Below are 12,586 nucleotides of genomic sequence, written 5' to 3' on the forward strand. Positions count from 1 at the left end.
TGATTCACACCCTCTCTTTTTTCACACATCCGGTGATGGATGCCGCGATATCTTCCACATGTTTAATCTCATGAATGAGGCCCGCCTTTATCGCTGACTTCGGCATTCCGAACACAACACAGGATTCGTCCGATTCCGCAATCGTTTTAACGCCGCCTGTTCTGAGCATTTCTTTTACGCCTTCGGTTCCGTCGCTGCCCATGCCTGTCATAATGACGGCTACCTTTTCGTAATCGGATAAGCGGCTTGCCGACCGAAACAAATAATCGGCTGACGGTTTATGCCGGCTTTCCGTATCATGAACGTCAAGAATGATGCGGAGCCTTCCGCCTTCCTCTGCAACCGTCATATTTTTTCCGCCGGGCGCGATGTACACCCATCCGTCTTTCGCTTCTTCACCGTTTTCCGCTTCTTTGACCTGAATATCTGACAAATGGTTGAGTCTGTCCGCAAGTGAAGCGGTGAAGCCTTCAGGCATGTGCTGAACGACAAATACAGGCGCCTTTAAATCCTTCGGCAGTTTCGGAATCACCTTTTGCAGAGCCCGCGGTCCGCCTGTAGAGGTCGCGATGAATACGGCCTGCTTGGCGGATTTTGCTTTTGGTCTTTCAAATCCCGCCAAAGCCGGACGTTCCGGGATAGAAGGCTCTTTCACTGCCGCTTCAGGTTTTTGTGCGCGGGACAGCCCGGCTGCAATCACTCTCTCAATCAGCTGCTCTTTAATTTTATAAAGATCAAGTGAAATCGCTCCGGAAGGCTTAGTGATAAAATCAAAAGCGCCCATTTCCAGGCAGTTGATCGTTCGGTCCTTCCCTTGCTGTGTCTGGCTCGATACCATGATGACGGGAAGTTTATATATGCTGATGATCTTCCGTAATGTATCCGTTCCGTTCATGACCGGCATTTCAATATCAAGCGTGACAACATCCGGTTTAAGAAGCTCTATTTTCTTCAGCGCCTCTTCCCCGTTTCTGGCTGTCCCGATGACTTCTATCTGCACTTCCGCAGCCAGAAAATCGGTAATCATCTTTCTCATAAAAGCTGAGTCATCAACGACAAGCACACGAATCACTGTAAAGTCCTCCTCAATAAAAAAGAAGATAATCTCTCAATAAATGCCGGTTTCTCTTCTCTTGGTTTGTTTTCTTCCGTTTGAAACAAGACATCCGTCAGAAGACGGACGGACCTGCTGGCTTTTGCTTGAGGACTTTTTATTAAAAAAGGCACCTGGTCAATGACGGCTTGACTTACTAGCGGATCATCGGGTATGGAGCCGGCGAAACGCACCTCCGCGCCTAAAAACGTGTGAATCGCATGAGAAAGGCGGTTGTACGTGTCCAGCGCCTGTTTTTGGGCACGGGCGCGATTGACGGCAATGTTTACGGTCAGCCGTTCATCCGCGAGCAAAAGATGTTTGATCGCGCTGTAGGCATCCATAATGGCCGTCGGCTCAGGCGTTGTCACGGCGAGAATGTCTTCCGCCGATAAAATAAACGGCAGCTGTTCTTTTGAAAGTCCCGCTCCCATATCAAACAGAACGTAATCAAAATCGCTTAATACAGCGGAAAGACCATTCATAAAAACCGACCACTTCTCTCTGTCTGCTTGATAGATCGCCTCAAGCCCCGTTCCTCCGGATATGTAGCGAAGGCCTTTCGGACCGGAGGAAAGTGATTGAGCCAATGCATGCCGATTCTCCATCACATCAATAATGGTGCGGGAAGAAGCAGCGCCGATCAGCACATCAATGTTGCCCATTCCGATGTCAAGATCAATGATGAGTGCTTTTTTCCTTTTTCCTGCAGGGCAACTGCCATGTTTAATGTTAAATTAGATTTTCCGACGCCGCCTTTACCGCTGATGACGGCTAATGTCTTCGCTTTTTCTCATAAAGCTCCGGCTTGATCATTTGCCGCTCTCTCATTTTCCTTCTTAATGACTCTGCCTGATCGGGTTTCATGCCAAAAGCATCCTTACAAACTCTTTTGGTGAAGCCGATAGGATGTCTTCAGGCACATCCTGTCCATTTGTCAAATAGGCGGCGCCGATTCTTGATTCCGACAGCACTTGAAACACGGAGCCGAGTGAGGCGGTTTCATCCGTTTTCGTGAAAATGAATTGATTGACCGGCACACCGGAAAACTGTTTCAGCACCTGTTTCATATCTTCATATTTTGCAGATGCCGATAATACGAGAAAGGATTGTAAGCCTGATTCAAACGGAATCATCTCTTGTAATTCCGTAATATACTGCTCTTCTTTAAAGTTTCTGCCGGCTGTATCAATGAAAACATGGTCATATTCAGCGAATTTTTCCAGTGCCTTCAGACATTCTTCCTTTGAATAACATACTTCAAGAGGAGCCTGAAGCAGCTCCGCATATGTCTTCAGCTGCTCGACCGCGGCAATCCGGTAAGTATCCGTCGTCATAAAGGCAATTTTTTTATGCTCTGTCAGCATTGATGAGGCCGCGAGTTTCGCAAGTGTAGTCGTTTTGCCGGCCCCGGTTGAACCGAAAAGCACGACGTATTTTGATTGAATCCCTTCCTGCCACCTGTCTGCCGAAGGGAGTTTTTTCACTAACAAATCCTGCAGTTTTGAGCTGACATTATCTTCAGTTAAATCTCCGGAAACAATTGAAGAACTGAGCAATTCACTGAGTACGGCGTTTTGCGTATGATCAGGAAGCCCGGCTTGCTTCAATAGTCTCTCGGCTTTTTTTAATGGTTCAGGGAGCACTTCTTTCAAATACGCAAGTTCGCCGGAAATACTTTGATCCGGAAGACGCGGCGGCTGAACAGGCTCAGCTTTCTCCGCCATTTCCGTCTTTTTCATTTCTCCAGCGGCAGCCGGCGGCGTTTTTCTCGCTTCCCTGACGTCACGATCTAAAACCGCTATCACTTCGACGGCCTGCTGCGACCGCAACCCCAGCCATTTTCGTTTCTTTACTTGTTTGGAATGTAAAATAACGGCATCATTGCCGAGTTCCTTTTTGATTTGCTTCGCGGCATCCTGCATTGAAGCGGCTGTAAATTTTTTTATTTTCATTAAATATCCACCACTCCAATGCTCTGTACTTCAACATTTGCTTCCAGCTCATTATAAGAAAGAACCGGAAGATCAGGGAAATACCGTTCTAACAGCTGTTTTACATACATTCTGACAGCAGGCGAGCAAAGAAGAATCGCCGACTCCTGTCGGATGGAAAGCTGCTCGGCCTCTTTAGCGACAGAACGGATGATGCTGTCTGAAACCTCAGGGTCGAGTGACAGGTAATTGCCCTGTTCAGTCTGCTGAACCCCGTCTGCAATCGCTTTTTCCACCCGGCCTGAGCATGTGATGACCTTCAGCGTTTCATGCTCTCTCGCATATTGTGCCGTGATTTGTTTGGCAAGCGACTGTCTCGCGTATTCTGTCAAAAGGTCTGAATCTGTCGTTAATCTTCCGTAATCGGCAAGAGTTTCAAAAATGGTCACCAAGTTTCTGATTGAAACTTTTTCTCTCAGCAATTTGGCAAGCACCTTTTGAATATCGCCGACAGAAAGAGGGTTTGGCGTGACTTCCTCAACAAGCACAGGATAATTTTCCTTCAGATGATCGATCAGCTGCTTTGTTTCCTGTCTGCCGACCAGTTCATGAGCATGCTGCTTAATTTTTTCTGTAATATGCGTAGATACGACTGACGCCGGATCAACAACTGTATACCCCAGCATGTCCGCTTCATCTTTTGCAGCTTCGCTGATCCATTTTGCGGGAAGTCCGAACGACGGTTCAATCGTTTCAATTCCTTCAATGACGTCATCTTCAGGCGTCGGTGACATCGCTAAATAATGATCTAGCAGGAGCTCTCCTTTAGCGACTTCATTGCCTTTAATTTTCAATCTGTATTCATTCGGCTGGAGTGCGATGTTATCCCTGATGCGCACAACCGGAATGACAAGTCCCAATTCAAGCGCAAGCTGACGTCTGATCATGACGATGCGGTCAAGAAGATCACCGCCCTGCCCCGCGTCTGCAAGCGGCACGAGTCCGTATCCGAACTCAAATTCAATCGGATCAATATGTAAAAGCTGCACAACGCTTTCCGGGCTTTTCAGTTCATCCGCCTGAGCCTCTTCTTCAAGAATTTCTTCCTCTTCTTCGCTCGGCTTATCCGCTTTGGACAGCATATAAGCGCCGAATGCAAGCAGACCGGCGATCGGCCCCGTCAGCAGAATGCCGATCGGTGTAAGCAGACCGAGCAAAAGTACAGTTCCCGCGGCTACATACAAGAGCTTCGGATAAGCAAACAGCTGGCCTGTAATATCATGACCGAGATTTCCTTCAGATGCCGCTCTCGTCACGACAATCCCCGTAGCCGTTGAAATGAGCAAGGCCGGCATTTGAGAAACGATACCGTCACCGACCGTCAGCATTGTAAAGTGAGACGCAGCTTCTTGTATGCTCATCCCCTGCTGCAGCATGCCGATTACGATTCCGAAAATAATATTGATCATCACGATGATGATCCCTGCGATGGCATCCCCTTTGACGAATTTGCTCGCACCGTCCATGGCGCCGTAAAAATCCGCTTCCCGGGCGACTTTTTCACGTCTGTGCTTTGCATCCTGCTCCGTAATCATGCCGGCATTTAAATCCGCGTCAATACTCATTTGCTTTCCGGGCATCGCATCGAGCGTAAATCTCGCCGCCACTTCCGATACCCGCTCGGCGCCTTTTGTAATGACGATAAACTGAATAATAATCAAGATAATGAAAACAACAAGCCCTACCAGCACATTTCCGCCGACAACGAAATTCCCGAATGTCTCAACTACCTTTCCCCCTTCTCCGTGAGAAAGAATCGAACGTGTCGTCGACACATTGAGCGCAAGCCGAAACAGCGTCAATAACAGCAGCAATGACGGGAATATCGAGAATTGCAGCGGTTCTTGCATATTCATTGTGGTGAGAAGCACGATCAACGCAAGAGAGATATTAATGATGATCAAAATACTTAACAACCATGGAGGGAATGGAATCACCAGCATTGCCACAATGAGGACAACACTTATTAAAACCGATAAATCTCTTGTTGACATGCTGTTTTTCTCTCCTTTTGAATCTGAAATTCACTATACTTTTTGTTTCGTTTTATATACATAAGCCAAAATTTCCGCAATGACTTTAAAAAACTCTTCCGGCACAGCCTGGTCAATGTCAACCTGATCATATAACGCACGCGCGAGCGGCCTGTTTTCAATCGTCATGACATCGTGTTCTTTGGCGATCTGCCTGATTTTTAATGCGAGATGGTCGACCCCTTTGGCAACAATGTAAGGGGCGTCCATTTTCTTTTCATCATATTTTAAAGCAATCGCATAATGGGTCGGGTTGGTAATGATGACATCCGCTTTCGGCACTTCCTGCATCATCCGCCTCATCGCCATTTCCCGCTGCTTCTGCTTAATTTTAGACTTGATAATCGGATCACCCTCCGATTTTTTGTATTCATCTTTTATATCCTGCTTTGACATTCTGATATTTTTCTCATAGTCAAAACGCTGATACAAGTAATCAAGCCCGGCCAGCAGCATTAGAGCCCCTGATCCCGCAAGCCCCATCCAAAGCGTGAGCTTAGAAACGAAAGTGAGCACTTCCGCAGGCGTTAAAAGCGGAAGGCGGAGAATATCGCCATAATGCAGCCAGAGCACCATAAAGGCGGCAAAACCGACCACAGTAATCTTCAAAATGGATTTGACCAGTTCAACAATCGCCCTCATGCTGTAAATCCGCTTAAATCCTTTCAGCGGGCTGAGCTTATTCAAGTCAGGCTTGAGGACTTCCGCAGAAAACAGAAAACCCACCTGCATGTAATTGCTCACGACACCTGCCACAAGCGCGACCAGCATAATCGGCGCGAGGATGAGGCTGATATCTTTCACCGTATCTACGAACAGTTCATGCACGGCAGATGCTGACAGATGTAATGATATCGATTTCGTATAAAACGTTTTAATAAAGGACAGCAGCCTGTCCCGCATATAAGGACCGAGCGCGATCAGCGAAAGAAAGATAATCAGTAAAGAAACGGCTGTATTCACATCCGTACTTTTCGCGACCTGTCCTTTCTTTCTTGTATCCTTCCGTTTTTTCGGAGTGGCTTTCTCCGTTTTTTCACCGGCAAAGAATTGCAGATTCAGTCTGAGTCTCATCATGTCACACCGACCAATGCCAATAGATTCCGCATGGTTTCAACGGTAAGGCTGAAGATGTTGCGGACGACGACAAACATCACCGCCATACAAACGATCAGCATAATAAAGCTCACGGCTATTTTCAGAGGAAGCCCGACAACGAAAACATTCAGCTGCGGCACCGTTCTCGCCACAATACCGAGCGCCAAATCAACTAAAAACAGACTGGCCACAACCGGCGCAGACATTTGAAAAGCGATAATGAACATGGCATTGAAGCTTTTTGCGATAAAAAGTCCAAAGTGATCATTTCCAAACGACGGAAATGCCTGATCAAGCGGAATATACTGAAAGCTGTAATAAATCCCGTCCAATAAAAGATAATGGGCGTTTACGCTGAGCATAAATAACAGCGCCAGCGTATAAACGAATTGTCCGATCAGCGGGCTTTGCGTTCCTGATTGCGGATCAATAACATTGGCGATGGAAAAGCCCATCTGAAAATCAATAAAGGAACCCGCTATCTGAATGGCTGTCATCATCATGAAAGCAATCAGCCCGAGGCTCAAGCCCACAACGGCCTCTTTTATGACAAGCAGCATATACTGTTCCCCTAATTCTATTTCCGGCGCATGTTTCAGCGTGCTGAAGCAGATCACCGAAAGAAAAAAGCAAAGCCGATCCGGTGAACCGCCGGCAGATTCCGATGTCCGAACACCGGCACCGTTACAAAAAAAGCAGAGATTCTGATAAAGACCAATAAAAAAGCGGGAAATAAATCAATGATGGAATTCATTTGATTCTACCCTACAAATCGGTTCAGATGAGAGAACAGATCAGTTGTGAACGAAAGAATCGTCGACAGCATCCAAGGACCGAAAAAGATCAGTCCAAGCATCACCGCCACGATTTTCGGAATGAACGCTAGCGTCTGTTCCTGGATTTGAGTTGTCGCTTGAAAGATACTGACGAGCAAACCGACGATCAGCGCGATCGCAAGCAGCGGCCCGCTGATCATTAGTGTTACATATACGGCTTTTTCCGCCATGGAAATTACAAATTCTGAACTCACAATTAGCACCTACCCTAAAAGCTGTCAAGCAAAGATTTCACGATTAAATACCATCCATCGACCAAAACGAAAAGCAATATTTTAAAGGGCAGAGAGATCATAACCGGCGGAAGCATCATCATTCCCATTGACATTAAGACGCTCGCCACGACCATATCGATAATTAAAAACGGAATAAAAATCATAAAGCCCATTTGAAAAGCGGTTTTGAGTTCTGATATCGCATAAGCGGGCACCATCGTCGTCAAAGGAATATCCTGAATCGATTCAGGTTTTTTCATTTTGGCATAGTTCATAAACAGCGCCAGATCCTTCTGCCTTGTATGCTTGCTCATATACTCTTTAATCGGCTTCTCGGCTTTTGTATATGCTTCATCGAGACTGATTTTGTTGTCCATCAGCGGCGTTAAGGCTTCCTTATTAATCTCTGAAAAAGTCGGCGCCATAATAAAAAACGTCAAGAACAGCGCAAGGCCGATTAAAACCTGGTTCGGAGGCATGTTCTGCGTCGCCAGTGAGGTTCTCACAAAAGACAGAACGATGACGATTCTCGTAAAGCAGGTCATCAAAATCAGAATCCCCGGCGCTACTGAAAAGACAGTCAAAAGCAGCAGTAATTTAACAGTGGAGCTGACTTCGGTCGGACTGCTTGAATTAAAAAGATTAATGAATTCATTCATGATGATAAGGGCCTTTCTTCTTTCCTTCAGAACGGCTTTGTTTCAGCTCGTTCAGCTGTTCTTTCAGCGCTTTTGAAAACGACGGAAGCATCGTTTGCGGCTTTTTTTCTCCATCCTTACGCGGATTTACGAGCTTGGTCCATTCCACTTTTGAAGACATCGACTCTTCGTATTGGCTCAGAATCGCCTCGCGCTCTTTTTCATCTTCAATTTCTTTTAAAAGCTGTATCGTTTCGCCCACACCGACTACGAGAACGCTGTTTCCCACTTTAATCAGCTGCACGGAACGGTTTTGGCCGACTGACGTTCCGCCGATATTTTCTACATATTGAAACGGCTTCAGCAGACGGTTTCTTCTATTCATCAGTTTGACAAATCCATAGATCAGCAGAATGACGAATAATAACGCCCCGATCATTTTTACAAAATCAAAAGCGGAGACAGAAGATGCAGAAGCATCCCCTATCTCTTGATCAGCCGTTTGTTTCGATGTATCGCTTTTTTCTCTGTTTTGTTTGTTGATTGTTTGTCAAACCATTCGTTGACGGTGGAATTGTCAGACTCCGCCGCAAAAGCAGGGAACGGATGTACATTGAGTAAAACGAAACAACAAATCAAAGCTAGTAAACCATGACTCTTTTTCAACAGTCGTACACCCTTTAGCTTAATGTTTTATTAATGGCTTCAAGCACGCGGTCCGCTTGGAATGGTTTCACGATAAAGTCTTTTGCGCCGGCTTGAATCGCGTCAATAACCATTGACTGCTGGCCCATAGCTGAACACATGATGATTTTCGCCTGCGGATCGATCTGTTTAATTTCCTTTAGAGCTGTAATCCCGTCCATTTCAGGCATTGTAATATCCATTGTCACTAGGTCGGGGGAATGCTCTTTGAATTTTTCGACTGCCTGCGCTCCGTCTGAAGCTTCAGCTACAACGTCAAAACCGTTCTTCACTAAAATATCCTTGATCATCATTCTCATAAATGCTGCATCGTCTACAATTAAAATTCTGTGTGCCATAATCTGTTTCTCTCCTCTATGTTCGCTTATTTTAAATTGTTAAGGCGGTCTGCCTGACTTAAAATATCAGTGACTCTCACGCCGAAGTTTTCTTCTATGACAACGACCTCGCCCTTTGCCACGATCCGCTGGTTGACCAGGATGTCAACAGGTTCACCAGCCAGCTTGTCAAGCTCAATAATGCTTCCCGCAGAAAGTTCAAGGATTTCTTTGACGCTTCTCTTCGTTCTGCCGAGCTCAACCGTAACGGAAAGCGGAATATCCATCAGCATATCAAGGTTATTCCTTGATCCTTGCGCCGCTTCGTTATGATCAAACGCCTGGAATTCTACCGGAGCGACTTGAACAGGCGCAGCTTTTTTTGCGGTTCCCTGTCTCTTCGGAAGCTCGGGTTTTGCCTGCGGCTTCGGCTGCATGGCAGGTTCCGGCTGCGGCGTTTCGTATGTTTCCTGTGGTTCTGATACGGTTTCTGCGGCCTCTGACTCTTGCTGGTCTGCAGTCATCAGTTCTGCGATCAGATCTTTCGCAAACGTAATCGGATAAAGCTGCATGATGCTCGAATCGATTAATTCACCGACTTTCAGACGGAATGACACTTTTACGAGCAGGTCATCCTCAGGTATTCTGTCGGTCCCTTTTTCTTCCGTCACATCCAGAAGTTCAACCCTTGGCGGAGAAATGTCAATCTTTTTACTGAATACGGTCGACATTGACGTAGCAGCCGAGCCCATCATTTGATTCATTGCTTCCTGCACGGCGCTCAGGTGGATTTCACCGAGTGACGGATCGGCGCCCCGGCCGTCTCCGCCGATCATCAAATCCGCGATGATGGCCGCGTCGCTTTGTTCGACGACGAGCAAATTGCTGCCGTCAAAGCCTTCTGTGTAGTTCACTTCAATGGCAACATACGGATGAGGAAATTCATCACTGATTTTGCTTTTTGAAATGACGGTCACACTCGGCGTCGTAATGTCCACTTTTTGATTTAAAAGAGTGGACAGCGCCGTAGCCGAGCTGCCGAACGAAATATTCCCGATTTCTCCGATCGCATCGCGCTCAAGTTCAGACAAGTTCGCCCCTTGAGGCTGTTCTGTATCCTCTGACTGACTGCTTGTGCCGTTAAGAAGAGCATCGATTTCATCTTGAGATAATCTATTGTTCATCTTGTTCACCTCTTATGTCGTGATCTAAAATTTGCACTGCCTGTCTTCGATTCACCCGGCCGGCCTGCCCTAAAAACTTCGGTTTGTTTCCGACCAATACAGTAAGAGGATCAGTCACTGATTTGTCCAGAGTTATACAGTCCCCGACTTCCAAACTTAAAAATTCTTCTATTGTCAGTTCAGAAGCGCCCAAGAGAGCCACAACGGGAATTTGAGCCGTCATGATGCGCTTTTCAAGCAGCTTCGTTTCTTCGGGCTTCGCTTCATTCCGGTCTGATTGCATCCAATAATGTACGGAAAGCTTAGGGATAATCGGCTCAAGTACGACATGGGGAATACAAAGATTAATGACACCGCTGATTTCACCTATCTGTGTATTGAGAGAAATGACAACGACTGTTTCATTTGGGGAAACCATCTGTACAAACTGAGGATTCACTTCAAATTCAGTCATTTCAGGGTCAATATCAGCAATCGATTGCCAAGCTTCTTTGTAGTTGCCCAGTGCATTTTCAAATAAGTTAGAAATAATATTCGTTTCAATTTCCGTAAGGCTGTCAGCTTTGTTATGAGTGATGCCGATGCCTCCCATGACGCGGTCCAGCATTGCGTATGCGATGGTGGGATTAACCTCCATCATGATTCTGCCTTCCATCGGATGAACATCGAATAAATTTAAAATCGTCATGTTCGGTATGGAACGGATAAATTCTTCATACGGCACCTGGTCAACTGAGCTGACGGATATATGAATATACGTTCTGAGCTTGGCGGAAAAGTGTGTTGTGAGAAGCCTCGCAAAGTTATCATGTATCCGGGTTAAACTGCGTATCTGATCTTTCGAGAATCTGAGAGCCCGTTTAAAATCATATACCTTTACTTTTTTCTCTTTAACTTCCTTTTTCAGCTCTTCCGCATCCGCCTCACCCGTGGAAATGGCGGAAAGCAGTGCGTCTATTTCATTTTGGGAGAGAACTTCTCCTGACATTTTCTTCACCTCCGTATTCTGTCAAATTTGTTTTTATTGCAGATTAAAGGAGGTAATGTACACTTTCTGAACTTTTCCTTCTTGGAGATAGCTGTTTACTTTCTCTTTTAATGATTGTTTAAACGCTTCTCTTCCTTTATCTCCCTCAATCTCTCCGGCGCTTGTGTCAGCTAAAATGGAAATGATGTTGTCTTTCACCTGAAAATCGCGTTTTTCAAGTTCTTCCTTCGCTTTAGCCGAGTCGGTTTCAAGCTTGATGCCGATACGGATGATGCTGTCAGACTTTAAGTTTGTCGTGATATCGTCGACAGACACAGTGGCTGCAACGACTTCGTCAATTGTCGGCTTTTTATCTTTGCCGGAGTGTCCGCTGACGACAAAATATGCTGCCGTTCCGAGGCCGGCGATGACAATTAAAATAATCAGCAAAATGATGACTAATTTTTTCTTCATTCTTCTTCCTCTATTCCCTGATCCAGTGAAAATATTTGTATGCTATGGTAAAACGATATGACTTTTTTGAGAACTGCTTCTTCCGGTTCTTTCACTACGAACTTCTTGCCGTTGGACAGTGTAATCGTCGTGTCGGGGAAGCACTCAATCTGTTCGATAAACAGCGCATTCAGCGTAAAAGGCTGGCCGTTTAAACGGGTGACTTGAATCATGCAATCCGGAGAAGCGGCCTAACCGCCTCTCCTCCCTCCTTACCGTTTCAGATTAACCAGCTCCTGAAGGATTTCATCTGAAGTCGTAATGATTTTTGAGTTTGATTGGAAACCGCGCTGAGCAACGATCATTTCGGTAAATTCATCTGTCAGATCTACGTTTGACATTTCAAGATAGCCTGCCAAAAGCTTACCCGTTCCGTTTTCGCCCGGAGTGGTGACTGCGCTCGCAGCTCCTGAACTTAATGATTCTCTGTAAAGGTTGCCTCCGATTTTTTCCAGACCGGCGCTGTTAGGGAACGTGACCAGACCGATTTGTCCGGCATCATGAACCGCATCCCCTGCATCAGTGTATGTAACGGTTCCGTCTGCACCGATGCTGTAATCTTTCGCATCAGTCGGAATATTGATTTTGCCGCCGCCGATTTTTTCAAGGTAGTACCCGTCAGTCGTAACAAGGTTGCCTTGATTGTCCTTTCCGAAATTCCCCGCACGTGTGTAGACGATTCCCGAACCTGTATTAATCTGAAAGTATCCGTCTCCGTCAATGGCTAGGTCGGTTTTATTCTGTGTAGCCTGCGGGGCGCCGGTTGAATGAACGACATCAATGGAAGAAGTCGCGGCACCCAAGCCGATTTGTTTTGAATTGGTCACGTTTGAACCGCCGGCGACTGTCTGGCTGATCATATCTTTAAATGTAACGCGGCTTTTCTTAAATCCCACTGTGTTGACGTTGGCGATGTTATTGCCGATTACATCTAGTTTTGTCTGAAAGTTTTTCATGCCGCTGATACCGGAATATAATGAACGTAACATGTTA

General features: G+C 46.1%; 12 protein-coding genes and 3 pseudogenes. All 15 read right to left on the bottom strand.

Annotated features, from left to right (window positions below):
• Positions 1–4: 4 nt before the first annotated feature.
• The 15 genes and pseudogenes from D368_RS04305 to flgG all read right to left on the bottom strand — a co-directional run bounded on the left by D368_RS04305 (position 5) and on the right by flgG (position 12,582).
• A complete protein-coding gene (locus D368_RS04305; RefSeq protein ID WP_065180271.1) occupies positions 5–1,072 on the bottom strand; it encodes a protein-glutamate methylesterase/protein-glutamine glutaminase in 1,068 nt (355 codons plus the stop codon).
• Positions 1,069–1,960, bottom strand: a pseudogene (locus D368_RS04310) (MinD/ParA family protein). The gene D368_RS04305 and the pseudogene D368_RS04310 overlap by 4 nt, the downstream one beginning before the upstream one ends.
• A complete protein-coding gene (gene flhF / locus D368_RS04315; protein WP_071391833.1) occupies positions 1,957–3,048 on the bottom strand; it encodes a flagellar biosynthesis GTPase FlhF in 1,092 nt (363 codons plus the stop codon). The pseudogene D368_RS04310 and the gene flhF overlap by 4 nt, the downstream one beginning before the upstream one ends.
• Positions 3,048–5,081: a flagellar biosynthesis protein FlhA gene (gene flhA, locus D368_RS04320; RefSeq protein WP_003154231.1), complete on the bottom strand. Its 2,034-nt coding sequence runs from the start codon at positions 5,079–5,081 to the stop codon at positions 3,048–3,050. Before flhA ends, flhF begins: the two co-directional genes overlap by 1 nt.
• A 33-nt stretch (positions 5,082–5,114) precedes the next feature.
• A complete protein-coding gene (gene flhB / locus D368_RS04325; RefSeq protein ID WP_007409787.1) occupies positions 5,115–6,194 on the bottom strand; it encodes a flagellar biosynthesis protein FlhB in 1,080 nt (359 codons plus the stop codon).
• A pseudogene (gene fliR, locus D368_RS04330) lies at positions 6,194–6,972 on the bottom strand (flagellar biosynthetic protein FliR). The gene flhB and the pseudogene fliR overlap by 1 nt, the downstream one beginning before the upstream one ends.
• A 6-nt stretch (positions 6,973–6,978) precedes the next feature.
• The gene (gene fliQ, locus D368_RS04335; protein WP_128574582.1) at positions 6,979–7,248 is read right to left on the bottom strand and encodes a flagellar biosynthesis protein FliQ; all 270 of its coding nucleotides are present in this window, start codon (positions 7,246–7,248) and stop codon (positions 6,979–6,981) included.
• A gap of 14 nt (positions 7,249–7,262) precedes the next feature.
• Positions 7,263–7,928, bottom strand: a complete 666-nt coding sequence (gene fliP / locus D368_RS04340) for a flagellar type III secretion system pore protein FliP (protein WP_007409786.1) — start codon at positions 7,926–7,928, stop codon at positions 7,263–7,265.
• Positions 7,921–8,573: pseudogene (gene fliZ, locus D368_RS04345) on the bottom strand (flagella biosynthesis regulatory protein FliZ). The gene fliP and the pseudogene fliZ overlap by 8 nt, the downstream one beginning before the upstream one ends.
• A 14-nt stretch (positions 8,574–8,587) precedes the next feature.
• A complete protein-coding gene (gene cheY, locus D368_RS04350) occupies positions 8,588–8,950 on the bottom strand; it encodes a chemotaxis protein CheY (RefSeq protein ID WP_003154238.1) in 363 nt (120 codons plus the stop codon).
• A 26-nt stretch (positions 8,951–8,976) separates the two neighbouring features.
• Entirely contained in the window at positions 8,977–10,113 is a 1,137-nt protein-coding gene (gene fliY / locus D368_RS04355; protein ID WP_101563020.1) for a flagellar motor switch phosphatase FliY, read from the bottom strand.
• On the bottom strand, positions 10,103–11,101 hold the full coding sequence (fliM, locus tag D368_RS04360) for a flagellar motor switch protein FliM (RefSeq protein ID WP_003154240.1): 999 nt from the start codon (positions 11,099–11,101) through the stop codon (positions 10,103–10,105). Before fliM ends, fliY begins: the two co-directional genes overlap by 11 nt.
• A 33-nt stretch (positions 11,102–11,134) precedes the next feature.
• On the bottom strand, positions 11,135–11,554 hold the full coding sequence (gene fliL / locus D368_RS04365) for a flagellar basal body-associated protein FliL (protein ID WP_003154241.1): 420 nt from the start codon (positions 11,552–11,554) through the stop codon (positions 11,135–11,137).
• Entirely contained in the window at positions 11,551–11,766 is a 216-nt protein-coding gene (swrD, locus tag D368_RS04370; RefSeq protein ID WP_003154243.1) for a swarming motility protein SwrD, read from the bottom strand. Before swrD ends, fliL begins: the two co-directional genes overlap by 4 nt.
• Positions 11,767–11,805: 39 nt before the next feature.
• Positions 11,806–12,582, bottom strand: a complete 777-nt coding sequence (gene flgG / locus D368_RS04375; protein ID WP_003154244.1) for a flagellar basal body rod protein FlgG — start codon at positions 12,580–12,582, stop codon at positions 11,806–11,808.
• Positions 12,583–12,586: the final 4 nt, after the last annotated feature.

The organism is Paenibacillus lentimorbus NRRL B-30488 (genome assembly GCF_000411595.1).
GTDB classification, from domain to species: domain Bacteria; phylum Bacillota; class Bacilli; order Bacillales; family Bacillaceae; genus Bacillus; species Bacillus velezensis.